Genomic DNA, 26267 nt, shown 5'->3' with positions numbered 1-26267 from the left:
TCGATCACATTTTGAAAGGAGTTTTTCCGTTGGAAAGTAACAATAAAAATGAGAAAGTGAACAATGAAAAGACGTATCAGTTAGTGATGGAACCGTGATAGCAGACAATGACCATTCACCTGTGACGGTCATCGGACTCGGCCCGATGGGGCAGGCGATGGCGAACGTTTTCCTAGATCACGGCCATGAGGTGACCGTATGGAACCGGACTATGAGTAAGGCGGACGAACTTGTGGCCAAGGGCGCCACCCGGGCGTCAACGGTCAATGAGGCGCTAACCGCCAACGAGTTGGTAATTCTAAGCCTAACGGACTACGATGCGATGTACGCCATTCTTGAACCTGCTTCTGAGAACCTGCCCGGCCGGGTTTTCGTCAACCTCAGTTCAGACACTCCGGAGAAGGCGCGCGAGGCGGCGAAGTGGGTGGGCGTACGCGGCGCCCGGCATATCACCGGCGGCGTACAGGTCCCGCCTTCAGGTATCGGACTTTCAGAGTCCTCCACCTACTACAGTGGTCCAAGAGAGGCCTTCGAGGCTCACCAAAAGACCTTGGAGATGCTGACTGGCAGCGACTACCGGGGCGAGGACCCGGGACTTGCTGCGCTTTATTACCAAATCCAGATGGATATCTTCTGGACGTCCATGCTCAGCTATCTCCACGCCCTCGCGGTAGCCAATAAGAACGGCATCACAGCAGAGGAGTTCCTGCCGTATGCCTCGAAGACGATGTCATCGCTTCCACAGTTTCTTGAGTTCTACACGCCGCGACTCGACGCGGGTAAGCACCCAGGTGACGTGGACAGACTTGCCATGGGCTTCGCAAGCGTCGAACACATCGTTCACACCACCAAAGACGCCGGTATCGACATTTCGCTGCCCGCCGCTATTCTGGAGGTCTTTAAGCGCGGCATGGAAAACGGCCACGCCAGTGACAGCTTCACCAGTCTGATCGAAATCTTTAAAAAGGACGGAGTAACTGCTTAGCGCCTAGTAAGTATTAAATATAGATGATCTTGATGGTTGTTTACTCAGCAAAACATTTACGAACATAGTGAAACTTTGTAACTATTAAATACAAAAAAGTTCTTTGTGTGGGGAGTAAAGACCTGCTGAAATGCAAGGTTTAACCCCTTATACCAGTATGGAATAAATAGTGGAGGAAACAGCATGACATTACGCATATTTATCGCAGGTGGGTACGGGATTGTTGGCAGCGCAATCGCCCGGCATATCCGGAAAGTCAGCAAGGACATTGAAATTGTGCTTGCAGGGCGAAATCCAGATCACGGCACGGCGCTTGCATTAGAACTCGGTAATGCCAGAACAGCTCTCTTGGATTTGAAGAACCTAGATGGATTAGACGATCTGGCGCAGTACGACCTCATTGTAGCTTCTTTGCAGGACCCTGCTGATTCCTTAATCCAGGCAGCTCTCGACAAAGGAATAGCCCATATCGGTATAACTAAACTTGCCGACGAGATTGCGTCTCTTGCAATTGCTGCATGGAGAACAAAACCGCAGCGCCCAATCGTTCCGCTGGGCCATTCACAGTCTGGAGTCATGACGCTAGTTGCGCTGAAAGCAGCTGAATCATTCAGCCGGATAGATTCGATTAATTTAGCAGGGCTCTACGATGACCGTGAATTGATGGGTCCGATGACAATCGGCGATGCTGAAGGATTCATCGGACGTGCTCTCCTTCGCAAAGACGGCAAATGGGTATGGGTCGATGCCAGTAAACACCAAAGAAATGTCCTTCTAGCGGATGGAAGCCATTTGGAGGGCCTTCCGATGGGATTGCTCGATACTATAAGCTTAGCAGCTGCCACTGGCGCACCCAACGTTCGTTTTGATTTCATTCAGGGAGAATCCATCGGGACCCGTGCTCGAGGTCAGGCATCGCAAGACCTTTACATTGAGATCGAAGGCATTTTGAAGTCCGGCTTACTGGCTAAGCGACGGACGGTCGTATCCGACCCTAAGGGCCAGGCTCATCTCACTGCCCTCGGTGTACTGGTCTCGATTGAGCGTATCCTCGGTTTGGACGGTAAGCCAGCTGCTGCGGGCGGGATTCAATTGCCTGAGACGCTGGTGTCTGTGGATGCGGCTATCGCACGGTTCGAGGAGTTCGGAGTGCGGATGTTTGACCATTCATGAGATCGTTTATGTAGTAACTAAAGCCAAATTTCTCAGTGTGATAAGCGAGAAATTTGGCTTTTTATATTTTATTTTTCATGACGTTGTATTTTCAGAGCTTACGTCTCCTTGAAGATATGTCCGTACTAATATGTAATAAAAAACGATTTCCACTTATATTCTCGGGACAAAAGTGTTATTTCCGAATGGAAAATTTATCTCGGCATCGTTCCAGTAGCGGTCCAATACAGGATCGACCCATCCGGCGCGTTTGGCGGCCAGCTTCAGCCAACCGTTTTTCCGATAAATCCAACGCCGTTCAGGAAGCATCGTGAACAGCTCTTCTGGCGTTGTTCCATCCAATACGACGAAATCGGCTTCGTTGCCGACACGAACGCCGTACCCTTCTATCCCAAGGATTGAGGCAGGAATTTCCGTGATCATCTGCAGGAGGGTTCGAATATCTGCGGGACTGCCCATATGTGCCGCGTACGCTGTCAAAAGTCCGATTTGAATGAGATCGCCCCTGCCAAAAGGGTGGAATGGGTCGTGAATATTGTCCGATGCTGTTGCCAGCGGGATTCCGGCAGCCAAAAGTTCTTTGACTCGAGTTATGCCGCGTCGAACTGGAAACGTGTCGTGCCTACCTTGTAAATACAGGTTGGCCCCCGGTAATGTCACGGCATCTATCTTGGCTTCTGTCATTCGTTCGATAAGGGAGCCTGCATCAGCGTCACTCATAGAAGCCAAAGAGCACAAATGGTCGACCGTTACCCGCCCGGAAAAGTCGAAATCAATCGTTCTTTTCGCGATATGCCCGAGTGTACGGACATGAGGATCATCGTTTTCGTCGGTGTGGAGGTCGATTGGACAATCATGCTTTTGTGCAAGACGAAATAGCCGGTCAATGTCCTGCTCTGGTGTCTCCGATAGATGAGGCGCGCCGCCAATTCCAGACATCCCCATTCGTATCGCTTCTTCAAGCACTTCAATTTCATCACTATTAAATCCGGAAATGGGCGTAAGCGGAAACAGTTGAAGGTCAACGTAAGGAGATAAAGCCTCCTTTGCTTCCAATGCAGCCTCAACGGTTCGAAGGGCGACAGCCGATCCGTATTTCACATGAAAGTCGAGGTGAGTTCGAATGGCAGTCGTTCCGAACGACACGGCTTGAAGTGCTGAGCGCATAATACGCAATTTAATTTCTTCCTTGGAAAAAGCGGGAACAGCTTCAGAATAATTCTGTACAGCTTCCCACAATGTACCCGACTTATTTCTCACTTGCGGCAGGCAAAACGATTTATCCAGATGCATGTGAGCATCTATAAGACCGGGGAGGAGCACCTTTCCTTGCAAATCCAACTTCTTCTCATTTTCGCCTATTCCGGTCATTGAATCGATAGGAACAGCATCTGGTGTAAAGATAAGATCATCCTGCTTATTAATGGACGTCCACTGTCCATTTTCGACCGATAATGAATACAAATGTTTTTCGTCGTTCATCGGTAATTTTACATTGATTAAACTCAATGAATGAATCATCACAAGAAGACTCCTTATAAAAAGATATTTATTTTTCCTAGCTAGTTGAATTGCTGCTGACAAGACGGCAGCCTTCAGAATGATAGTGGCTTTCTAGTCCCTAAAGCAACTATAGAATAGTGCAAATAATTGCACAAAGATTCTGTGATTTTATGTAACATAATCTTCGGTGGATCACATTTTGGAAGCCATTGTTAGATAAAAACGTGCGGCGATACAGAATGAATAATTTATGATAAGGTATAATAACCATAATAGTTGATTGATTTGGAGAGTGAAAAGACGAAATGAAGTTTCGCAAGGCAATTAAATCAGAAGCAAATAAAATCATTGATATGTATGATGCTGCAGTTCGGCAGATGAATAATAAAGGTCTCTATCAATGGGATCACAACTATCCAACCAAAGAAATCCTCCTGCAAGATATTGACAGGCAATGCTTATTTGTCATGGAGGAAGATGGACAAATCTATGGAGCCATTGTATTAGACGAATTTCAGGATAAGGAATGGGATGAAGTCAATTGGACCTTGAAAAGTGAACCATCTCTAAATGTTCATCGTTTGGTCGTGCATCCTGATTCTCAAGGTAAAGGAGTAGCGAAAAAAATAATAGCATCTTCTGAAGAGTTTGCGATAGACAACGGCTACAAACAGATTCGGCTTGATACATATTCTGAGAATACGGGTGCGATGAAGCTTTACTTAAAATTGGGCTTTAAAGAAATTGGAACAGTGGATTTCGGCAGAGAGAAATTGTTTGTATGCTATGAAAAGCTGTTGGTCAAGCAAGAAAGTGCCGGCTAATTCCTATTAAAACAGACGACGAAACACAGTCGTCTGTTTTTTAATGCAGACATGTTTAAACGTGCTATAGTAAAATAGACATATTGAAATCGGAGCAGATTCTCTTAAGTTTCTATTTAAAAAGGAGATTTGAATGTAGATGAGCATGATTACTGTAAAAAACTTAAAAAAATCTTTCGGAAGCAATGAAGTGCTCAAAGATATTAATGCATTAATTGAAGAAAAAGAAGTTGTGTGCGTAATTGGCCCTTCCGGCTCTGGAAAAAGCACGTTTCTCCGCTGCTTGAACAAACTTGAGGAGATTACATCAGGCGAAGTGATCGTAAACGGACATGTTATTACGGATCCTAAGATTAATATTAACGCTGTGAGGCAGGACGTTGGCATGGTGTTCCAGCATTTTAATTTGTTTCCTCATAAAACGGTCCTAGAAAACATCACGCTTGCACCGATTAAAGTACGTTCTGCTGATAAATCGTCGGCGGAAAAAATGGCCCTTGAGCTTTTGGATAAGGTCGGTTTGAAGGAAAAAGCAGGAAGCTATCCAAGCCAGCTGTCAGGCGGCCAAAAACAACGTGTCGCAATTGCACGCGCACTCGCAATGGAGCCCAAGGTGCTTCTATTTGATGAACCTACCTCTGCGCTTGACCCAGAAATGGTCGGCGATGTCCTTGAAGTAATGAAACAGCTTGCAAATGAAGGGATGACAATGGTTGTTGTGACCCACGAAATGGGCTTTGCAAGAGAGGTTGGTGACCGCGTCATCTTTATGGACGGCGGGTACATTGTTGAAGAAAATAAACCGATTGAATTGTTTTCGAATCCGCAGCATGAACGGACCAAGTCTTTTTTAAGCAAGGTATTGTGAGGATTTAGATCACAACAGAAGAAAAATAGATATGTTTACTAGAAAAAAGTGTTTCTTTTTGAAGAGGCACTTTTCACTTTGTTTTCCTAACAAGCATGTGGTTCGACCTCATCTTAACGATATTTTTACTGTTGTATTCATACCTAACGGAGGTTATGAAATAAGAGAATTATGAAGAGGGTGGAAATCAAATGGGGAAATTTTCGCAGAAATTATTAAAATATTGGCTTTCTATTCCTAGATGGTTCAAAGTATTCATTTTGAGTTCTTTCACCATTTGTTTCATATGGATATTATTCGTTAAAGGTATAAATACTTTGCTTGATTTTCGTCTTGATCTGGCAGAATTGATAATTTTCGCAATAGCCGCAGCTGTTGTTCTATATATTTTTAATCGAAAAAAAGAGTGAAACTTTCATTGCATTCGCTCGTAAAATGTAATAGAGGGGTGATTTAATGATCAGATATTTTTCCGACAACTTATTTTCTGCGGGAATCACCGAAATATATAATGAGAACAAAGAAACGACGGGGTATTTGGATTTGAAAAATGTGTTTACGTCGACTTTATCGGTAATGGATGCAGAACAGCAGGAATTGGTAAAAGGAAAAATGGGCTTTTTTGCTCACTGGACTGTATCGGATGCGAACGATAACAAACTCGGAATGCTAAAACAGAAATTTACACTATTCTCTAAAAAATATCACTACTTCAAACCAAATGGCGAAATAAAATATTCAATCGAATCAGAAGCTTTATCGAAAGAGTACGATATTTTAGATGACAAAGGTACGTTAGCTGCCAAATTTGAACGAGTAAGCCACTTCTTTTCATCACCGGCATATAAACTGCACGTAATAAACGATGGGTATTTAGAGGAAATGATTGCAATCGTTATGGGAGTAGGTAAGATGCAAAATCAAAATGCTGCGGCGGCAAGCTCCAGTACCACTTAAAGGCAGGGATATATCCTAAAAAGAAATCGAATATATCCCCTTCTTTTAATTATCCTCTTAATAAAAACTCGTTGCCATCCGGATCTTTGAATTGAACAAACGTACCCCATTGCATTTTTTGCGGTTCGCTGAGAAGTTCGACACCATTTTTCTTCATTTCTTCATAAAATTCTTCAATATTTTCGGTTTCAAATACGATGGAGGCCTGTTTCGTTTCGTAACCTTCAATCATCGATCTCGGATAGAGTACGAGTTTTGATTCCGCATGTCTAGGAGCCACTTCAAGCCAGAACGCATGAGGTCCCATAGGATGTTCGGCAGTGACTTCAAAGCCCATTTTTTCTGTCCAGAATGTTTTCGCCTTCTGCTGATCTTCTACATAAACAGCGACAGTTGCTCCTTTCAGTTTCATCTTGCACTATTATACCAATCGTCAAGAATGAAATTCAGAAAATATGGTACGATAAAGGCAACATATTTGATTGGAATGAAGCAATTGTGGAACATACAGTATCCTTGAAAACAAAAGCAGTGAAAAAGTTTAAGCAAGGCTATCCCTTGATAACAAAAGATGTGGTAAATCATTTGAGTGAATCAATAGAGGAAGGGAACGTTCTTAAGCTGGTTGACGAGCAAAACCGCTTTATCGGCAAGGGCTATTACGGCATTCAAAACAAAGGGATTGGCTGGGTTCTCACGAATGACGCCGGTGAAGAGTTTGATACAGCGTTTTTTAAGAGGAAGCTCCAAAAGTCGATAAAGGAGAGAAAGCCTCTATATGATAACCCAGATACGACCGCGTTTCGGGTGTTTAATGCCGAGGGTGACGGTATCGGCGGAGTGACGATTGACTTCTATGGTGGCTATTATTTAATTCAATGGTACAGCAAGGGCATCTACGAATTTCGTTCATATCTGCTAAAAGCAATGGATGAGCTTGTGGAGTACAAAGGGATTTATCAGAAAAAACGGTTTGATAAAGCCGGCCAATACGTAGAGGAAGATGACTTTGTCAAAGGAGAACGAGGAGATTTTCCGCTGTTAATTAAAGAAAACGGCATCCGTTATGCGGTCGATTTGAACGAGGGTGCGATGACAGGCATTTTTCTCGATCAACGCAACGTCAGAAAAACGATTCGCGACAAGTATGCAAACGGAAAAACCGTGTTAAATACGTTTTCTTATACGGGAGCTTTTTCTGTAGCTGCGGCCCTAGGTGGAGCTGTGAAAACAACGAGTGTCGATGTGGCAAACAGAAGCCTGCCAAAAACGAAAGAGCAATTTCTCGCCAATGGCATTGATCCTGATACACAAGAAATCAAAGTGATGGACGTGTTCGACTACTTTGGCTATGCCGTGAAGAAAAACCTGGCGTATGATCTCGTGATTTTGGATCCGCCCTCTTTTGCGAGAACAAAAAAACGTACGTTCAGTTCCCAAAAGGATTACAAGCAGTTAATCAAGGACGCCGTCTCGATTACTGCAAAAAAAGGTATTGTCATCGCTTCTTCGAACACGAGCTTAATCAGCATGGCTAAATTCAAAGGTTTTATCGAGACTGCGTGTAAAGAATCAAACCGTCGCTATCGTATTCTCGAGGAATTTTCGTTGCCTGATGATTTTAAAACAACGAAAGCTTTTCCAGAGGGAAATTATTTGAAGGTGGTCTTCTTTCAGGTGCAGTAGATGTCACGGTGCGGATTAATTGTGCAATAAAGCGGGCATTCTGTGCAAAAAAGTTGTGGAATCGTGCAATTAATAGGCTCTACTGTGCAATAAAATAAAGAAATTGTGCAATTAATTAAGTTCACTGTGCAATAAAGATACGCAACTGTGCAATTAAGCAGGCACCGGCGATTTTTTCCGTTTATATCGATCCTTAAGAAGTATGCATAATAAACTGTCTACTATATAGGAGTAACACCAATCGAACTATGCAATTTCCGACCTAAACAATCCCACTTGAGGATGACTCGGCCAGCCGTGCCGGAGCCATCCTCTTTTTAAACTTCAAAAATCAAAAACGATCATCTAATAAAGAGCGTCTAATAAATAGAAAAACAAATAAAGAGGTGTTCGGGGATTGATTACTGTGAAAGATATCCATAAAACATACGGGACACAGCCTGTTCTGACAGGGATGAATTTTACAATCGAAAATGGAAAGATTGTCGGCCTGCTCGGACCGAACGGATCTGGCAAAACGACGATGATTCGGCTGTTAAATGGAGTGATCCTGCCTGATCGAGGGGAAATGTCCATCAACGGCTTTAGCTCAACAATCGATGGACACACGATTCGCCAAATGAGCGGGATAGTAACCGAAAGTGCCGGACTCTATCATGAAATGAGCGGTGAAGACAATCTGACTTTTTTCGGAGAGGTGTACGGTATTAGAAAAGTAAAGGAACGTGTTCGTGAATTGCTGAATGAGTTTGACCTTTACGACCATCGAACAAAAATGGTTGGCGCTTACAGCACGGGGATGAAAAAGAGGCTTGCACTTGCGAAAGCTTTACTTCATAAGCCGGCGCTATTGTTTCTCGATGAGCCGACAAATGGCCTGGATCCAGATGGAATAAGAGACGTGATGCATTATTTAAAGAAGCTAAATCAAAATGAAAAGACAACGATATTGATCTGTTCTCATGTCCTGCACCAATTGGAGGATATTTGCGATTCATATATATTTATGGAGAATGGCCGGGTTTTGGCAGAAGGAGCTCTTCGTGAATTGGAGGAGACGTTTCAAACAGGTATCAAGCTGAAACTAGAAACCGGATTAAAGGTTGAAGGAACAATTTGGTTTGGCTATCCGGTTGAGCGCATAAATGAGTCGACTATCCTGTTTACCCTTCAATCAAAAAATGATATTTCACCGCTGTTAAAAACCATTTTAGAAAAAACATGGGTACATTCTGCTTCTATTGAAAACTTGAGCTTGGAATCAGTTTATTTTGAAGTCAGGAGGAGAAACAATGGATAAAAAAATAGTGTGGATTATCGCCAAAAAAGATATAAAGTCGATCTTGGCGATTAAACAGATCTGGCTGCCGATGGTGATTTTGCCGGCGGTACTTTGTGTACTAATGCCGAGCGTAGTCGTATATCTTCTCCAAACTGATAAATTTTCTGCTGTGAACGGGCTGGGCCAAATGCTCAAGCTAATTGGCCAAATACCGGGGGAGGCCGGGGAGACTGTAAGGAGCCTCGACAATCAAGAAAGCCAGGTGATTTATCTATTTGTGAATTATATGCTGCCTTCTCTGTTCCTGCTTGTTCCGGTGATTACTTCTATGCTGATTGCGGCGAATAGTTTTGTCGGCGAAAAAGAAAAAAGGACACTGGAAAGTCTTTTATTTTCCCCGATTGCGATCAAGGATTTATTTATCGGGAAGATGCTTGCCGCTTTTTTGCCGGCAATTACTTTATCGTTAGGAGGATTTTTGCTTAGTGCAATAGGGATCAATCTTCTAACGTATCGTCAATTTAATGGGACTTTATTTCTAACGGTAAACTGGCTGATGTTTGTTTTGCTTATAGTGCCTTCGATTACGATTTTGACAATCTTATTTAATATATTGATATCAGCCCGTGTTAAAGGATTTCAGGAGGCTCAGCAGCTAGGTGGGATTATTGTGCTGCCTGTTATTGGATTAATGCTTAGTCAAGTGAGCGGTTTGTTTTTTTTCAGTCCTATTATTATCCTGATTATCGCTTTGCTGATCATCGCCGGAAGCGCAGTGCTGCTGTGGCGGATTGCCAAAATGAATGAGAGGCATATTTTGTTCGAAAAACAAGTGCATTAACAAAAGAAAAAAAGCCATTTGCTTATAGTTGCAAAATGGCTTTTTTACCATGAAATCATCGTTACTAAAAATGGAGCGGCACATAGCGTGATAATTGCTGCCAGAATCATTGATATGCTGGAGATGGTACCGGACACAGAGCTAAGTTCAAAAGCTTTGGATGTCCCTGCTCCGTGGGCACTCGTTCCGAGAAGCACTCCTCTGGCGATTTCGTTATCGATTCGGAAATAGCGTATGACAAGCGGACCGATGACGGAACCGAAAATAGCGGTCAGGATGACGAATACAGCCGTAATTGCGGGAATTCCCCCGATCATTTTAGAAACGTCCATTGCAATAGGCGTCGTAACAGAACGCGGCATCATGCTTTCAATTAAATCTGTACCAAGGTTGAGTAATTTTGCGATCACTATCGTCGAGAGAATTGCTAATATAGAACCCAGTGCAACATTGAACAAAATTTCCACCGCGTATTTTTTTAATACCGGATAATATTTGTAAAGCGGTATAGCAAAGGCAATCGTCGCAGGCTGGAGCATATTTGTTAAAAGCTGCCCGCCTTTATTGTAATCCTCATAAGATGTTTCCATAAGGAGTAATCCAGCCACTAAAAACAACGGTGTAACTAATAGTGGGGAAGTATAAAACCTTGGGTGTTTTTTATATACCTTTTTCATTACGATATATAGGGCGACTGTAGCAAGAAGACTAATGAAACTGATCAGCATATTTTTTTCTTCTCCTTTCGTTTCGCAATGAACTGAGTTAAACTCCCGGTAGTTACCATCACAAAAAAAGTACTCATAATAACAATGAGCAGGATGCTTATACCGTATTCTGACATTAATGTTTTATATTCGATAACACCAACGGCTGATGGGATGAAGAACAAAAGCAGTTCTCCAAGCAGCCATAATGCTCCAATCTCCAGCCATTCCACTTTAATCACTTTGAAATGAAGCAAAATGAATAGTACGATAAGACCAAGAATGCTTCCTGGAATATTTATGTGAAGAATTTCAACGACAAAATTCATAAATCGAGCAAAAATAAACAAAAGAGCGACCTGCAGCGAACCAATAAGAAACTTTTTCATTTTCAGCACACCCTTTCTTATAGTAATTAGTGTACAGGACGTTTTGTTATAGGTAAAATATATAAAAAGAATAGGTGATATTACTTTTATCTATGGAAGGTGAGTTCAAACATTGGATATTCGCCATTTAACTTATTTCTTGGAGGTCGCCCGTTTAAAAAGCTTTACGAAAGCGGCGGAATCATTATACGTATCCCAGCCGACCATTAGTAAAATGATAAAAAACCTTGAAGAAGAACTCGGAGTAGAGCTGTTCTACCGCAATGGCAGACAAATTGAACTGACAGACGCCGGAGAGAGCATGTACATTCAGGGGAAAGAAATAACAAAATCATTTCAAAATCTGACCTCTGAAATTAATGACTTAATGAATGTGAAAAAGGGGCATATTCGAATCGGGCTGCCGCCTATGATTGGTTCCGGTTTTTTTCCGAGGGTCATGGGCGATTTTCGCAAAAAATATCCAAACGTGACATTTCAGCTGTTCGAGCATGGATCGATTACCGTTCAAAACAGTGTAGGCGAAGGATCGTTAGACATTGGCGTAGTAGTTTTGCCGGCTAATGAAGAAATTTTTCATAAGTTTACGATAGTAGAAGAGAATCTGATGTTGATTGTCCACCCTTCTCATCCGTTTGCCAATGAAAAGGAAGTGGAGCTGAAAGATCTGCATGACCAGTCGTTTGTCTTCTTTCGAGAAGATTTTGTCTTGCATGATCGAATAACCATGGAATGTGTGAAAGCAGGCTTCCATCCAACCGTGATTTATGAAACCTCGCAATGGGATTTCATCAGCGAGATGGTTTATGCCAACTTAGGGATAGGCCTGTTGCCGGAAAGAATCTGCAGAGACTTGGACCCGGAAAAAGTACGGAAAATTCCCCTTGTGAACCCGTCAATTCCATGGCACCTGGGTATCATCTGGCGGAAGGATAGATATTTGCCATTTGCTGCAAGGGCATGGATCGACCATACGACATCCTATATGTGGCGTTCGGTCAGAAAATAATTGTTATCCTTGGAGAAGGAACGGGTAAAAAAGGAATACCTTAAGGAGGAGAATACGATGAATAGTGAAGTTATTCGAAGGCATCGAGCTGCAGTCGTGACTAAATCTCCGCTTGTTCATAATATTACGAATAATGTCGTCACGAATTTTACAGCAAACGGACTATTGTCGCTAGGCGCGTCACCTGTCATGGCTTACGCAAAGGAAGAGGTCGCCGACATGGCGAAAATATCCGGTGCGCTCGTCCTGAATATTGGTACGCTGAGCACAGAGACGGTGGAGTCCATGCTGATTGCGGCGGGATCGGCAAATGAAAACGGAGTGCCTGTTATATTCGATCCAGTCGGAGCCGGAGCAACTCCGTTTCGGACGGATGTGGCGAGAAAGATCATGCGTGAGGCGAAAATAACCGTGATTAGAGGGAATGCGGCAGAAATCGCAAACACGCTTGGAGAAGAAAACTGGACGATTAAAGGTGTAGACGCTGGAGAAGGCGGAGGCGATGTCGTCAGCCTGGCCAAAAAAGCTGCAGGCAAATGGGGCTGTATCGTCGCGATCACTGGGAAAACGGACGTCATTACGGTTGGGAGTCACACATGGACCGTGCATAACGGACATCAGCTGCTGACGAAAGTAACTGGAGCCGGCTGTTTATTAACCTCTGTCATTGGAGCGTTCTGTGCCCAGGCTGATAATCATCTCGAGGCAGCAGTATCGGCGGTCGCATATTATGGGGTAGCTGCTGAAATCGCTGGGGAAAAAGCAGGCAATAACGGTCCAGGCAGCTTTCAAATTGAATTTTTAAATCAGCTTGCAGAGACGACTGATGAGGCGATCGACGAACGCTGCCTGATCAAAGAGGTGCAATAAAATGGCTCGTGTCACACAAGAAGAAATAAAAGACTATCTTTCCGTTTATTTTATTATGGGGTCAAACAATACAGAGGCCGATCCTCTGGAGATTATCGAAAAAGCGATAAAAGGAGGAACATCCCTGTTTCAATTCCGCGAGAAAGGAACAGGTGCCCTTGCCGGAGAGGACAAGCTTGAGCTGGCTGCCCGTGTGAAAAAACTGTGCAATCAGTATAGCATTCCATTCATCATCAATGATGACGTAGACCTTGCCCTGCAGCTTGAAGCAGACGGGGTTCATATTGGACAAGAGGATGCAAATGCCTTATCGGTTCGTAAAAAAATCGGCGGAAAAATTATGGGAGTGTCCACTCACAATATAAATGAAGTCAAGCAGGCAATAGACGACGGTGCTGATTACGTCGGGGTCGGTCCCATTTATCCAACCGAAACAAAAAAGGATACGAGGGCGGTCATGGGGCTTGATCTGATTAAACAAATCAGAACACTCAAGCTCGATATCCCTGTCGTCGGGATTGGCGGAATTACGAGCGAAAATACGCCTCCTATCATTCAAGCAGGTGCAGACGGTGTCAGTATGATCAGTGCTATAAGCAAGGCGAAAGATCCGGAGCAGGCGGCGCGTCAATTTCGCCTGAAGGTAGATGAAGGCAAGCTTTCGCTTTAAAAAACAAGCACAATCTTTTTGCAGATTGTGCTTGTTTTTCTATGAATCCATATGGATACCGGTATTTGCCTTTACTTGGATTTCAGCATAAGCGTCTGTGTCTGCCTTCTCAGGGGAAAGAATCGTTCCTAAATAGGCAGCTAAAAATCCGAGTGGGATCGAGATGATGCCGGGATTTGAGAGTGGGATCAACGGTTCACCAGTAAAAATAGCAGATCCATCAGGACTCCACACGCTAGGGCTAATAGAAACAAGAACCAAGGCGCTTAATAGACCGACGAGGCTGCCTGTTAATGCGCCCACCGAATTAAAGCGTTTCCAAAAAACAGTAAAGATAATGAGAGGCAGGTTGGCGCTGGCTGCCACTGCAAACGCAAGGGCCACAAGAAAAGCGACATTAAGAGATTGGGCAAAGATTGCTAACAGGATAGAAAGAACCGAAACCCCGATAGAAGCCCATCTTGCAGCCACCATTTGTTCTTTCTCAGTTGCCTCTCCTTTGCGAATAATCTGGCTGTAAATATCATGGGCAAAGGCGGATGCGGCCGAAAGAACGAGGCCGGTCACAACAGCTAAAATGGTAGCGAAAGCAACTGCTGATACAAAAGCGAATAAGAAGTCTCCTCCCAGAGCCTGAGCAAGAAGAGGCGCTGCCATATTGCCGGCTGCATCACCTTCTAAAATTGCATCTGTTCCTACAAATGCTGCCGCACCGAATCCCAAAAAGACTGTCATAATATAAAAGATCCCAATAATCCATGTGGCAGACACAACGGATTTTCTTGCGGTCTGTGCATCCCGCACGGTGTAAAAACGAATGAGAATGTGAGGAAGCCCTGCAGTACCGAGCACAAGTGCCAAATTAAGAGAAAGGGTCTCCATCGGAACATTGTATTTATTTCCCGGGTTTAAAAAATCGGTTCCCAGCGGTGTGGCGGCTTTCATCTGCTCAAACATATCGGTAATGCTAAACCCGAATTTTGCAAATACCATAATAGAAATAATGAGTGTTCCAGCCATAAGAAGCCCGGCTTTAATGATCTGGACCCAGCTGGTCGCGATCATGCCGCCAAAAACGACGTAAATGGTCATTAAAATACCAACTATTAATACGGCAATTGTGTAGTCAATTCCCAGAAGCAAACGAATGAGTGCACCTGCGCCGACCAGCTGGGCTATCATGTAAAAGGTCGAGATGGCAATCGTATTGAGTGCTGCGACTCCTCGTATTTTTTTCTGTTTAAATCGGGCGGCAATCATATCTGCCATCGTATATTTTCCTAAGTTCCTGAGCGGTTCTGCCACGATATACAATACCACTAAATAGGCAACGAGAAAGCCAATGCTATAAAAGAATCCGTCAAAGCCGTTTAAGGCGATCATCCCGGCAATACCAAGAAATGAGGCCGCCGACATGTAGTCGCCTGCGATTGCCATTCCGTTTTGAAATCCGGACAAACCTCCTCCGGCAGTATAAAATTCACTCGTTGTCTTCGTTTTTCGTGCTGCAAAATACGTGATGACAAGAGTAAGACCGACAATCGCCAAAAAAAGAATAAATGCTGTCATACTCATGCATCTGTTCCTCCAATCTCATTTTTTAAAGCGTTTACATCTTGGTCGAATTGTGCTGCCTTTTTAGAATATAATATACAAAGAACCCACGTCATGATAAATTGAGTAATGGCAAACAGCCAAGCCCAGGTAATAGCTCCGATCGCCGGCTGATTGAGGAACGTAAAGTAGGATGTCAAAACTGGCAGAGAAAAATAATAAACAAAGAAGAATATAGCAATGGGAGCAATAAATAAGCGCTTTCTTTTCAGTAATCTTTGAAAGGCTGGTGATGAAGCAATTTCACGGTAATTTAATTCTTTCTTTTCTGTCATGGCTTCCTCCTTAGAAAAATAATTTGACTATTGACCCGCGTCAGTTAAGATTATGGAGCTGCCCGGTTCTTTATTCAAATAGTTTCATATAGAGAGCCATATCAATTAGTGTTATTTGTACAAGAAATGACGTCAAACGTATTGATTGCGCCATTTCTGCAATTTTGTCTGGCTTGATCGTGGGTCAATACAGCTTTGTCTTCAATCACATGTCATAAGTAAACGCTGTCTTACTTATCCCTTTTTCTCTCTTGAAAGAAGAAATTCTTTTACATCATTAATGCTCAATCCGATTTTTTTGGCTTCCAGGATTAGAAACACCCAATCTGCATCTAATTTTACCTCATCCATTTCCTCTTTCATAGCATCCCCCTGCTTTCTTAAGACTTGTAAAACAGCTGACCGTTTCTGACAAAATGTCTTAACAAATGACAAATTTCACAGAGCAGAGAATCAAACTACTACCACATCCCTAAAAAAATGACTAATTAATCCATATATTCTTATAATTCATGATAATCAATCCTTGGGTTGCTGGGTAGTATTCAAATAAAAAATAAGCGGAAAGACCTATCAAACTGAGAGTAGAATAGTCGATATAAGTAAATTGATGAAATGGTGCTGTTCGCTACTAGAAAACGGTGGTGTGTTATCTTGTCGATTCCACTTATTTAACAATTTTAAACATGTTAAAATAGAATTCGAGAACTGAAGGATGGATGAAAAAAGGAGGAAATGAAATGGCAGTGTTAGTATGTGGAGGAGCAGGATTTATCGGAAGCCATGCGGTGGCTGCATTATTAAATAAAGGAGAAACTCCTGTTATTATCGATAATGTACAGACAGGGCATAAAGAGGCGGTACTCGCTGGCGCGGTTTATTATGAGGGCGATTTACGAGATTATGATACTTTAAAACGCGTGTTTACAGAAAATGAAATTGATTCAGTCATGCACTTTGCAGCGGATTCTCTAGTTGGAGAAAGTATGGCAGAACCGTTAAAGTATTATGATAACAATGTGTACGGTGCGGTCTGTCTGCTAAAGGCCATGAAGGAATTCGGGGTAAAATCAATCGTTTTTTCATCAACAGCAGCTACATACGGGGAACCGAAGCATGTACCAATTTTAGAAACTGACGAGACGAACCCGGCGAATCCTTACGGTGAAACAAAGCTGGCGATTGAAAAGATGCTGAAATGGGCGGAAGAGGCCTATGGAATACAGCACGTCATTCTAAGATACTTTAATGTCGCAGGGGCCCATCCGGAAGGTCTGGTAGGAGAAGACCATCAGCCGGAAACTCATTTGATTCCGATCATCCTTCAGGTAGCGCTCGGAAAAAGGGAACAGATTAAAATATTTGGTGATGATTATCCTACAGAGGATGGGACATGCATAAGAGATTATATTCACGTTATGGATCTTGTAGAGGCGCACATCCTCGCACTTGAGCATCTTGGGAAAGGAAAAGGAAGCGGTATCTTCAACCTGGGCAATGGGACAGGCTTCTCAGTAAAGCAAGTAGTTGAGACTGCCCGCAAGGTAACGGGCCACGCAATACCAGCAAAAATCGCACCGCGGCGTGCGGGTGATCCGGCACAGTTGATTGCCTCATCTGATAAAGCGATGAGTGAACTTGGATGGAAACCTCGCTATGCAGATCTAGATACGATCATAGAAAGCGCATGGGCTTGGTTTAAGAAGCATCCAAATGGTTATTCTGATAGTAAGGGATAATGAAAGAATACTTTTTGGCATATTGACCAAACTTTTTTATTGTGGTAAACCTTTATAGGATAGAAACATCTACTCTATATGTTTGAGTGCCCAAATCCTTTCGTTAAAAAGAACAATCGTGGACAAAATATGTCGAATTTATGACATTTAGTTGAACTTAGATTGAACTTTTGAAAAAGATAAGGTCATCAGATAAGGATTTTGTTAGCATTACATAAGTAGAATATGCTTCTTTTCAATCATCGTATTAAAAAACAACATAACATCTATAGGAAGGAAGGTGATCCTCATGTTCAGAGCATATAAACCACTGATATTATTAGCTATGGCTGTTACAATGCTTTTGCTTGGCGGGTGCAGCAATGCGGCGGTTCTCGATCCTAAAGGCCCGGTAGCCGAACAGCAAAAAGATCTTATCCTTCTGTCAATCGGCTTCATGCTGTTTATCGTTGGCGTGGTTTTCGTTTTGTTTACAATTATATTAGTAAAATATCGCGAGCGTAAAAATAGCAAAAGCAAATATGATCCCGATAATGAAGGGAATACATTTTTAGAAGTGGTCTGGACTGTGATCCCTATAATAATTGTCACAGCATTAGCGATACCAACGGTTCGTACGATTTATTCATTGGAAGAAGCACCGAAAGTTAGTGAAAATGAAGAACCTTTGGTAGTTTATGCAACATCAGTCGATTGGAAATGGATTTTCAGTTATCCAGAACAAGAAATTGAGACTGTGAATTACTTAAATATACCTACAGACCGTCCGATTTTGTTTAAGCTTACGTCTGCGGATTCTATGAACTCCCTTTGGATTCCTCAGCTTGGCGGTCAGGAATACGCCATGGCCGGAATGGAAATGGAGCAGTACCTTCAAGCAGATGAGGAAGGGACTTATAAAGGGCGTAATGCAAACTTTAACGGCGACGGGTTTGCCGAACAAAAATTTAATGTGAATGCCATGGAAGAAAACGATTTTAACGAATGGGTTTCCCAAACACAAGGCGACGCTCCGAAACTGACCGAGGATATGTATAATTACTTAATGCTTCCTGAGCACGTGGGTGAGCAAGAATATTCGTCTACACATCTTGGGTTTGTTTCTCACGGTGAAGACGCGGAATATGCTTTAGGCGCCCGGGAGAAATTAGGGTTTAAGCCTACACTTCCTCATTCGAAGGCTCATACAGAACAACCATCATTCTACGATAAATATGAAGATCCTAAAGAGAAATAAAACTCGCCAGGAAAGGAGGAAGCTTAAATGAAATGGGATGAATTTTTTGTCACTGGTGATCCGTTAATACTTGGAGCTCAAATTTCAATAGGATTAACGTCGATTGCCATCCTTTTTGTACTGACTTACTTCAAAAAATGGAAATGGCTTTGGTCAGAATGGATCACGACCGTTGATCATAAAAAATTAGGGATCATGTACATCTTGGCAGCTGTTTTGATGCTTTTCCGCGGCGGAGTCGACGGATTGATGATGCGTGCCCAATTAACGCTTCCTAACAATGAATTTTTAAACTCACAGCACTATAATGAAGTCTTTACAACACACGGAACAATCATGATTCTTTTCATGGCTATGCCATTTTTAATCGGATTGATCAACGTGGTTGTTCCGCTTCAAATCGGAGCACGAGATGTTGCATTTCCGTATTTAAACAACTTAAGCTTTTGGACCTTCATGATCGGCGCCATGCTGTTTAATATTTCCTTTGTTATCGGAGGATCTCCGGCAGCAGGCTGGACGGCTTACATGCCGCTGGCAGGAAATGAAATGAGCCCTGGTCCTGGGCAGAACTATTACCTGCTTGGCTTGCAGATTACCGGTATTGGTACCCTTCTTACAGGGATTAACTTTTTTGTAACCATTTTAAAAATGCGTACAAAAGGTATGACGCTGATGAGAATGCCGATGTTTACCTGGACAACTCTCATTACAAGCATGATTATAATATTTGCTTTCCCTGTACTTACGGTTGCTTTAGCACTTATGACCTTTGACAGATTGTTTGGAACAGCATTTTTCACCCTCCAAAACGGCGGAATGCCAATGCTTTGGGCGAACCTGTTCTGGGTTTGGGGACATCCTGAAGTTTACATTGTTATACTTCCGGCGTTTGGAATATTCTCTGAGATTATTTCTACGTTTGCACGAAAACAGCTTTTCGGTTACAAAGCTATGGTTGGTTCTATAATTGCAATCTCTGTTCTCAGCTTCGTCGTGTGGGTTCACCACTTTTACACAATGGGTAACAGTGCAGCGGTTAACTCATTTTTCTCGATCACGACGATGGCAATATCGATTCCGACCGGTGTGAAAATATTTAACTGGCTCTTTACGATGTATCGAGGAAGAATCAGGCTGACAACACCAATGCTTTGGGCACTCGCATTTATCCCGAACTTTGTTATCGGCGGGGTGACCGGGGTCATGCTTGCAATGGCAGCAGCAGACTACCAGTATCATAATACGTACTTCCTTGTATCTCACTTCCACTACGTATTAATTGCCGGAACCGTGTTTGCTTGCTTTGCCGGATTCGTCTACTGGTACCCGAAAATGTTCGGCCATAAATTAAATGAACGGATCGGCAAATGGTTCTTCTGGATATTTATGATCGGATTTAATGTTTGTTTCTTCCCGCAGTATTTCTTGGGACTTCAAGGAATGCCGCGCCGTATTTACACATACGGTCCTGAAGACGGCTGGACAGCATTGAATATGCTTTCTTCATTCGGAGCATTGTTAATGGGTGTTGGTTTTATTATCCTTTGCTACAACATCTATTACAGCTTCCGTTATTCAAAACGAGAAACAAACGGAGATTCATGGGAGCTTGGACGTACGCTTGAATGGGCAACTTCATCTGCGATTCCACCGCATTACAACTTTGCCGTGCTTCCTGAAGTTAAATCAATGGATGCTTTCTGGCAAATGAAGCATGATAAAGTGGATGTCCATCCGGAAAGCAAGTTCAAGAAAATTCATATGCCGAACTATTCGGGACGGCCGTTTGTTATGTCTTGCTTCTTCGGATTTGCGGGCTTCGGATTGGTGTTTGAATGGTACTGGATGGGGATTGTCGGAGTTATCGGCGTTTTCATCACGATGATTCTACGTTCATTTGATTACGAAGACGGCCACTATGTAGGCTTAGACGAAGTAAAAGAAACAGAATTGAAGAACAAGGAGGCGTGACGGATGGAGCATGCAGAACAAACCAATACCAATGCCCCTTTGGAATACCAGTCTGAAGTAGGCCGGTTAAATATTCTCGGGTTTTGGATTTTCCTTGGTGCTGAAATCGTGCTGTTCTCAACATTATTTGCGACCTACTTTGCTCTTCGGGAAAGAACAGCTGGCGGAATTTTACCAAGTGAGCTTTTTGAACCAAACCTTGTAATGATCATGACATTCCTGCTATTAACGAGCAGCTTCACCTGCGGAATTGCTATTCACGAGATGCGCAGAGGAAGTTTAAAAGGCGTAATGATTTGGATGATTCTCACTCTGCTATTGGGGGCAGGTTTTGTATTCTACGAGATTACGGAATTTATGCATTACGTGCATGAAGGAGCGACGTTATCTACAAGTGCTTTCTGGTCATCCTTCTTCGTCCTGTTAGGCACACACGGACTTCACGTATCGATCGGAATTTTTTGGATCATCGGGATTTTGCTGCAAACAGCGAAGCGGGGGTTGACACCTAAAACTTCTTCCAAGCTGTTCATCTCCAGCTTGTACTGGCACTTTTTAGACGTTGTTTGGATCTTTATCTTTACAGCCGTCTATCTCATAGGGATGGTGAATCACTAATGGCAGCTAATAGCAAAACAGCTGAACACAATCACTTTCCTTGGAAGCATGTGATCGGGTTTGGAATGTCTATCGTTTTAACGTTAATCGCATTTGCAGTCGTACTTTGGACAGATTTTAGTACGCCGGCCAAGCTTTGGATTATATTTGGATTGGCACTTATCCAAGCTGCTGTCCAGCTGTTCCTGTTCATGCACATGAGTGAAAGCGACAACGGAACGATTCAAGTTGGCAATACGCTTTTTGGATTCTTTACAGCGATTGCGATTGTCATCGGAACGATCTGGATTTTCGCAGCTCACTATCATCATGGCGATAATATGGATGGCCACTCTCCTTCCCAGGGAGAAAAGCCTTCAGAACAAAACCATCACGATCATTAAATAAAAGGCCTGCGAAATGCAGGCCTTTTATTTGTATAAAATAAGAGTACTCGGCGCAAATACAGCCGAGTCTTTTTTAATGCCGCCTGTATTTTTTTATCAATGGAAGACCGTATAGAATGAAGATTGCAACGTGGGCTACGATGACGTTAATGGCGAAGAGTGCGATCATAAGAGTATGTCCTGTAGGAGATAAGCTGCTAGTCATATAAAAACCAAAGAAGATCCACATTAAAATAATCGGCGGAATGGACGAGAGAGCCACTTTCTTGTTCTCAAGCCATAGAAATAATGGAGTAGCACTTGCCAACATAAGATAAGCAAAAAACATATCCAATTAGATCACTCCTTTCAAGAAATGATAGCGCTACCAAAATTGTTTTCAAAAATGAAATTATGTCGAAAAAAGCAACGTTTTGTGAACGTTTTGTTACAGATATTATACCACAAAATAGAAAAAATGATACACTAAGAAAGCAATTAATATTCAGACGTTTTTCTCATTTTTTTGTCAAGAAAGTGAAAAAGTGAAGATATAGGAGGAAGTATATGCAGATCGTAAGGCTCACAGAAGAAAAAGATATTTTGGAAGCGATTAAACTATCTAGTTACGCCTTCCAAAATAAAGTTTCAGAGGACCGATTGGAACAGGTGAAAAGAAAATATGCCGGGCACGACGTGTTTGGATCGTTTGAAAACGGAAAGCTATTATCGAAACTTCATCTAATTTCACACGAATCAATGATCGAAGAAACGGTAATGAAAATGGGCGGAATCGCCGGCGTTGCGACGTGGCCTGAAGAAAGAAGGAAGGGGACTGTTAAAAAGCTTTTGCTCCATTCCTTAAAAACAATGAGAGAAAATCAGCAAGCCATCAGCTTTTTGCATCCTTTCAAAATTTCATTCTATCGAAAGTACGGCTGGGAAGTTGCATTTTATAATAAATCGTATCATTTACAATCAGAGCATCTTAAAGCAATAAAACCTGCAGGAGGGTATGTGAATAGGCTGGATGAAACACAAGCTACGAAGGTGTGCGGGACGATTTATGATACATATAAGAAATCGGCAAACGGGCTTATCAGCCGGAGCAGCGATTATTGGAAGGAAACCGTGCTAAAAGGTTATTTTAATGCGGTTTATTATTCTGAGGAGAACGAACCTCTCGGCTATCTGATTTACGATGTTGAAAAGAAAAAAATGACGGTTACAGAGTATGTTTACTTGAACAGAGAAGCGCAGGCCGGGTTATGGAATTTTATTTGCCAGCATGATTCCATGCTGGATGAGGTCTCAATGACTGTCAGTGAGACGGAGGACTTAGATTATCGATTGGATAATCCAAGAATCAAACAAGAGCTCCATCCATATTTTATGGCAAGAATCGTTGACGTTAAATTATTTCTTGAGCTTTACCCTCTTCGTAATAACATCGATCAATCCTTTTTGATTCGGGTCCATGATGAATGGGCAGAATGGAATCATGCAGTATGCTCATTTGATAAGCATGGGGTAAAGCTGGTCAACGATGATGCAGATAGTCGCATTCTAACCGTGGATATAGGATCTTTAACAGCCTTTTTGCTTGGAGCACGTTCCGCTCGTTTTTTATATGAAACAGGAAAGATAAGCGGCGACAAGCACGAGATGGAAAGACTCGATCAAACGATTCAGCCGAAAAAAACAGAATTAAAGGATTTCTTTTAAAAATGAGAAAAGAGAGACCGGTTAACAGGTCCCTCTTTTTTCTCGCTTTAAAATAGTAAATGTGCGACAAGTGTAATGACAGGCAGTGTTATTAGCGTACGTACGAAAAAGATAATCACCAAATCGATGAAAGAAACAGGGATTTTTGAACCGAGCAAAAGTCCGCCTACTTCCGACATATAAATCAATTGTGTTACTGAGACACACGCAATAATAAATCGCGTCATGTCGCTTTCTATGCCTGTCGCGAGGACAGACGGGAGGAACATGTCAGCAAAGCCAATTACCAGAGTTTGCGACGCCTCAGCTGCCTCAGGGATTTGGAGGAGCTGGAGCAATGGCGTAAACGGCATTCCCAGCCATTTAAAAATTGGCGTAAACTCGGCAACAATGAGAGCGGCTGTCCCGAGCGCCATGACGATCGGGGCGACACCCATCCACATATCCAGCACGTTTTTGGCGCCTTCTCTAAAAAAGCGGCTTACATTGGTATTCGTTTTTGCCTTAGCGACAGCCAGGGACAATCCCCATGTAAAAGGAGTATATCCTTTAGGAATAACCTCTTGATCATTGTCGCTGCTGCCATTGATATACGTATCCGGTTTTCGCGACAAAGGCGGGATACGAGGGGAAACGATAGCAGCGACGACGCCAGCCAGCAGGACGGTTAAGTAAAAAGGAAGAAACATTTTAGGAAGACCGACCTGATTTATGATAACGAGACTGAAGGTGATGGAGACAACAGAAAAGCTTGTCCCGATAATTGCTGCTTCCCGCTTTGTATAAAAACCTTCCTCGTATTGCTTGCTCGTTAACAGGACACCTATCGTTCCGTCGCCAATCCATGAAGCGACACAATCGATTGATGATCTTCCGGGAAGCTTAAATACCGGCCGCATCAATTTGGTCATCAGCGCTCCGAATAACTCAAGCAGCCCAAAATTCATAAGCAGCGGCAAGAAAAGCCCCGCAAACAAAAAGACCGAAAATAAAACCGGCAGAAGATCACCTAATAAAAGTCCTCCTGTTGCTTCTGAATAGATAACATCTGTGCCGAATTGAAAGTACGTTAGTATCGCAAATACCATTCCAAAAAAGCGGACGACAAACCAAAATGCCGGCGGGTTGAAAAGTTGATTAAAAAATGGCCGATTCTTAATAAAAGCCGGCTGAAAAGTTTTTGTGATCAGCGTCATAAAAAAGGTAATAGTAATAATAATTGTCATGATGAGCGGAAGCGAACCTTCTAAAAGAGATTGCAGCCAGCCGGAAAGCAAGGCAATCGATATCGTAACACCGTCTGCGGTTTGTATAGGAAGCATAAATAATATAATCCCTAGTAAAGAGGGAATAATAAATAGTAAATAATCTCCCATTGATGCTTTAGATTTATTCAATAGAAACTCTCCTTAATTTATTTCTTGCAGCAAAACAGATTCTATTGTAATATATTTTGCCGAAAAAGCAAATTCGTATCACAAATTTGTCACAGTCGCAAAATAACTTTGAATGAGCACTTTGACACCGAAACATTTTTTCGTTCTGTCCGTCCTATTGTAGGAATAGAAAAAATGTAGGGAAGAAATAAAAAAGGAAAAAAGCTTCTCATTCAATCTTTGGTATGGTTGCTGTATAATGAAAATTAGTGTTTCGGAAGAAGGAGTAAAGCGGGGATAAAAATGAGTTCAACAAAAAAGCAAACGAGCCCCTACTATCAAGGGGATTTAATATTTATTATTGTAGCGTTTTTCCTTATAAGTGTAGTATCTGTCTATAGTGCGGTTGGAGGAGGCACTGCATCAAAGCAAGTGCTCTATTATCTTTTGGGAATATTAGTGGTTATCGGACTTCTTTACTTTGATTTAGAGCAGCTGGAGAAGCTGAGCTTGTATGTATACATTGGGTTTGCATTACTTTGTGCCATCTTGCTTGTAAGCCCTTCTTACATTGGTGGTATTAGGTTTGCAGAACCGGTAAATAACGCGAAGAGCTGGTTTTTTCTCCCGGGTTTTAGTTTACAGCCGTCAGAGTTTATGAAAATCGGGATCATTATGTATATGGCCTCTGTCATTGGGAAAGCATCGCCAAAAGGAAGACGTACATTGAAAGAAGATATTTATCTTCTTTTGAAAATCTTTGCTATAGCAGGAATTCCGATTCTTCTCATCATGCAGCAGCCGGACTTTGGAACATCGATGGTTATTGTTTTTATTATGGGTGTGATGATTTTTTTATCGGGAATTAATTGGAAATTAATAGCGATTATTGGAGGATCTGCTGCAACGATCATTACGATCTCTTTCTATATTGTGGTTAATTTCCCCGATTTCGCGGAGAATGTATTACATATACAAAAATATCAGATTGATCGTGTAATGACATTTATTAGTCCGGATCAGCAAACTGCGGATGCCAAGCTTCAGAGTGAAAACGCCGTAAAAGCAATTGGTTCAGGTGAATTGACTGGGAACGGCATTGGTAACCTAAAGGTGCACGTACCAGAGGCTGAAACGGATTTCATCTTTGCTGTCATTGGTGAAAGCTTTGGCTTTCTAGGCTGTACCATACTGGTGATATTCTTTTTCTACTTAATTTACCGGTTGGTTGTACTGACCGATCGAATTTTTCCGTTTAATAAATTTGCTTCCTATTTTTGTATTGGATATACAGCGCTGATTGTTATTCATACGTTTCAAAACATTGGCATGAACATTGGCCTCATGCCGATTACCGGGATTCCCCTCTTGTTTATCAGCTATGGAGGAAGCTCTGTGCTTGCCGTGTTAATTGGATTTGCGATCGTATACAACGCCAGCTACCATTTGTCGAAATATCAAAGCTATATGTTTAAATAAGGATAAGGGCAGTCTCACGAATAGGTGAGGCGGCCTTTTTTACTGTAACGCGCCTCGTGAGGCCTTGTCTTTAGGAATTTCTCTCTCATTTCAAGCTTTCT

Annotated in this window: 27 protein-coding genes; 18 read left to right on the top strand and 9 right to left on the bottom strand. The window is 42.5% G+C overall.

Features of this window, described 5'->3' with window-relative positions; translation table 11 throughout:
- Positions 1-145: 145 nt before the first annotated feature.
- Positions 146-985, top strand: a complete 840-nt coding sequence (locus tag AM592_RS15525; RefSeq protein ID WP_082364352.1) for an NAD(P)-dependent oxidoreductase — start codon at positions 146-148, stop codon at positions 983-985.
- A gap of 183 nt (positions 986-1168) precedes the next feature.
- Positions 1169-2158 (top strand): saccharopine dehydrogenase family protein, encoded by a 990-nt coding sequence (locus AM592_RS15520; protein ID WP_053604646.1) that lies wholly within the window; start codon positions 1169-1171, stop codon positions 2156-2158.
- Between the two features lie 153 nt (positions 2159-2311).
- Here the strand turns inward: AM592_RS15520 and AM592_RS15515 are convergent, their stop codons facing one another.
- Positions 2312-3679 (bottom strand): amidohydrolase family protein, encoded by a 1368-nt coding sequence (locus tag AM592_RS15515; protein WP_053604645.1) that lies wholly within the window; start codon positions 3677-3679, stop codon positions 2312-2314.
- A 287-nt stretch (positions 3680-3966) separates the two neighbouring features.
- Here AM592_RS15515 and AM592_RS15510 point away from each other — a divergent pair, with 287 nt between their 5' ends.
- From AM592_RS15510 to AM592_RS15495, 3 genes are all read left to right on the top strand, one after another.
- Positions 3967-4485, top strand: a complete 519-nt coding sequence (locus AM592_RS15510; RefSeq protein WP_053604644.1) for a GNAT family N-acetyltransferase — start codon at positions 3967-3969, stop codon at positions 4483-4485.
- A 139-nt stretch (positions 4486-4624) separates the two neighbouring features.
- A complete protein-coding gene (locus tag AM592_RS15505) occupies positions 4625-5353 on the top strand; it encodes an amino acid ABC transporter ATP-binding protein (RefSeq protein WP_053604643.1) in 729 nt (242 codons plus the stop codon).
- 456 nt (positions 5354-5809) lie between these two features.
- Positions 5810-6310, top strand: coding sequence for an LURP-one-related family protein (locus AM592_RS15495; RefSeq protein ID WP_053604641.1), 501 nt, complete (start codon positions 5810-5812; stop codon positions 6308-6310).
- 49 nt (positions 6311-6359) lie between these two features.
- Here AM592_RS15495 and AM592_RS15490 read toward each other — a convergent pair whose 3' ends face one another.
- Positions 6360-6722, bottom strand: a complete 363-nt coding sequence (locus AM592_RS15490) for a VOC family protein (protein WP_053604640.1) — start codon at positions 6720-6722, stop codon at positions 6360-6362.
- An 86-nt stretch (positions 6723-6808) separates the two neighbouring features.
- Between AM592_RS15490 and AM592_RS15485 the strand changes: the two genes are divergently transcribed.
- The 3 genes from AM592_RS15485 to AM592_RS15475 all read left to right on the top strand — a co-directional run bounded on the left by AM592_RS15485 (position 6809) and on the right by AM592_RS15475 (position 10119).
- The gene (locus tag AM592_RS15485) at positions 6809-7996 is read left to right on the top strand and encodes a class I SAM-dependent rRNA methyltransferase (RefSeq protein WP_053604639.1); all 1188 of its coding nucleotides are present in this window, start codon (positions 6809-6811) and stop codon (positions 7994-7996) included.
- Between the two features lie 406 nt (positions 7997-8402).
- Entirely contained in the window at positions 8403-9296 is an 894-nt protein-coding gene (locus AM592_RS15480; RefSeq protein WP_225970401.1) for an ABC transporter ATP-binding protein, read from the top strand.
- Positions 9289-10119, top strand: a complete 831-nt coding sequence (locus tag AM592_RS15475; RefSeq protein ID WP_053604637.1) for an ABC transporter permease subunit — start codon at positions 9289-9291, stop codon at positions 10117-10119. The genes AM592_RS15480 and AM592_RS15475 overlap by 8 nt, the downstream gene beginning before the upstream one ends.
- A gap of 44 nt (positions 10120-10163) precedes the next feature.
- Here the strand turns inward: AM592_RS15475 and AM592_RS15470 are convergent, their stop codons facing one another.
- Complete coding sequence (locus tag AM592_RS15470) at positions 10164-10847, bottom strand: CidB/LrgB family autolysis modulator (RefSeq protein ID WP_053604636.1); 684 nt, start codon at positions 10845-10847, stop codon at positions 10164-10166.
- The gene (locus AM592_RS15465; protein WP_053604635.1) at positions 10841-11215 is read right to left on the bottom strand and encodes a CidA/LrgA family holin-like protein; all 375 of its coding nucleotides are present in this window, start codon (positions 11213-11215) and stop codon (positions 10841-10843) included. Before AM592_RS15465 ends, AM592_RS15470 begins: the two co-directional genes overlap by 7 nt.
- Positions 11216-11327: 112 nt before the next feature.
- Between AM592_RS15465 and cidR the strand changes: the two genes are divergently transcribed.
- Genes cidR through thiE form a run of 3 tightly spaced genes read left to right on the top strand, consistent with a single transcriptional unit; the run spans position 11328 to position 13764 of the window.
- Positions 11328-12224, top strand: coding sequence for a cidABC operon transcriptional activator CidR (cidR, locus tag AM592_RS15460; RefSeq protein ID WP_053604634.1), 897 nt, complete (start codon positions 11328-11330; stop codon positions 12222-12224).
- Positions 12225-12281: 57 nt separating this feature from the next.
- Positions 12282-13094 carry a hydroxyethylthiazole kinase gene (gene thiM / locus AM592_RS15455; protein WP_053604633.1) on the top strand — a complete coding sequence of 271 codons (813 nt, stop codon included), beginning with the start codon at positions 12282-12284 and terminating at the stop codon, positions 13092-13094.
- A 1-nt stretch (position 13095) separates the two neighbouring features.
- Complete coding sequence (thiE, locus tag AM592_RS15450; protein ID WP_053604632.1) at positions 13096-13764, top strand: thiamine phosphate synthase; 669 nt, start codon at positions 13096-13098, stop codon at positions 13762-13764.
- Between the two features lie 39 nt (positions 13765-13803).
- Here thiE and AM592_RS15445 read toward each other — a convergent pair whose 3' ends face one another.
- From AM592_RS15445 to sinI, 3 genes are all read right to left on the bottom strand, one after another.
- Complete coding sequence (locus tag AM592_RS15445; RefSeq protein ID WP_053604631.1) at positions 13804-15339, bottom strand: solute symporter family protein; 1536 nt, start codon at positions 15337-15339, stop codon at positions 13804-13806.
- A complete protein-coding gene (locus AM592_RS15440) occupies positions 15336-15653 on the bottom strand; it encodes a DUF485 domain-containing protein (protein ID WP_053604630.1) in 318 nt (105 codons plus the stop codon). The genes AM592_RS15445 and AM592_RS15440 overlap by 4 nt, the downstream gene beginning before the upstream one ends.
- Positions 15654-15887: 234 nt before the next feature.
- Positions 15888-16016, bottom strand: a complete 129-nt coding sequence (sinI, locus tag AM592_RS23405; RefSeq protein WP_082364072.1) for a DNA-binding anti-repressor SinI — start codon at positions 16014-16016, stop codon at positions 15888-15890.
- Between the two features lie 377 nt (positions 16017-16393).
- Between sinI and galE the strand changes: the two genes are divergently transcribed.
- The 5 genes from galE (at position 16394) to qoxD (ending at position 21604) form a co-directional block, all read left to right on the top strand.
- Positions 16394-17392, top strand: coding sequence for a UDP-glucose 4-epimerase GalE (galE, locus tag AM592_RS15435; protein WP_053604629.1), 999 nt, complete (start codon positions 16394-16396; stop codon positions 17390-17392).
- 289 nt (positions 17393-17681) lie between these two features.
- A complete protein-coding gene (gene qoxA, locus AM592_RS15430; protein WP_053604628.1) occupies positions 17682-18629 on the top strand; it encodes a cytochrome aa3 quinol oxidase subunit II in 948 nt (315 codons plus the stop codon).
- Positions 18630-18656: 27 nt separating this feature from the next.
- Positions 18657-20603 carry a cytochrome aa3 quinol oxidase subunit I gene (gene qoxB / locus AM592_RS15425; protein WP_053604627.1) on the top strand — a complete coding sequence of 649 codons (1947 nt, stop codon included), beginning with the start codon at positions 18657-18659 and terminating at the stop codon, positions 20601-20603.
- 3 nt (positions 20604-20606) lie between these two features.
- A complete protein-coding gene (gene qoxC / locus AM592_RS15420) occupies positions 20607-21221 on the top strand; it encodes a cytochrome aa3 quinol oxidase subunit III (protein ID WP_053604626.1) in 615 nt (204 codons plus the stop codon).
- Complete coding sequence (qoxD, locus tag AM592_RS15415) at positions 21221-21604, top strand: cytochrome aa3 quinol oxidase subunit IV (RefSeq protein WP_053604625.1); 384 nt, start codon at positions 21221-21223, stop codon at positions 21602-21604. The genes qoxC and qoxD overlap by 1 nt, the downstream gene beginning before the upstream one ends.
- Before the next feature lie 76 nt (positions 21605-21680).
- Here the strand turns inward: qoxD and AM592_RS15410 are convergent, their stop codons facing one another.
- Positions 21681-21935, bottom strand: coding sequence for a spore morphogenesis/germination protein YwcE (locus AM592_RS15410; protein WP_098945324.1), 255 nt, complete (start codon positions 21933-21935; stop codon positions 21681-21683).
- 218 nt (positions 21936-22153) lie between these two features.
- Between AM592_RS15410 and AM592_RS15405 the strand changes: the two genes are divergently transcribed.
- Entirely contained in the window at positions 22154-23311 is a 1158-nt protein-coding gene (locus tag AM592_RS15405) for a GNAT family N-acetyltransferase (protein WP_053604623.1), read from the top strand.
- A gap of 47 nt (positions 23312-23358) precedes the next feature.
- Here AM592_RS15405 and AM592_RS15400 read toward each other — a convergent pair whose 3' ends face one another.
- Positions 23359-24687 carry a YjiH family protein gene (locus AM592_RS15400; RefSeq protein ID WP_098945322.1) on the bottom strand — a complete coding sequence of 443 codons (1329 nt, stop codon included), beginning with the start codon at positions 24685-24687 and terminating at the stop codon, positions 23359-23361.
- 303 nt (positions 24688-24990) lie between these two features.
- Between AM592_RS15400 and AM592_RS15395 the strand changes: the two genes are divergently transcribed.
- A complete protein-coding gene (locus tag AM592_RS15395) occupies positions 24991-26166 on the top strand; it encodes an FtsW/RodA/SpoVE family cell cycle protein (RefSeq protein ID WP_053604621.1) in 1176 nt (391 codons plus the stop codon).
- Positions 26167-26267: the final 101 nt, after the last annotated feature.

This window comes from Bacillus gobiensis (assembly GCF_001278705.1).
In the GTDB taxonomy this organism is placed as follows: domain Bacteria; phylum Bacillota; class Bacilli; order Bacillales; family Bacillaceae; genus Bacillus; species Bacillus gobiensis.
Note: the sequence above shows the minus strand (reverse complement) of the source record. Positions and strands in the feature narration are given on the sequence as shown.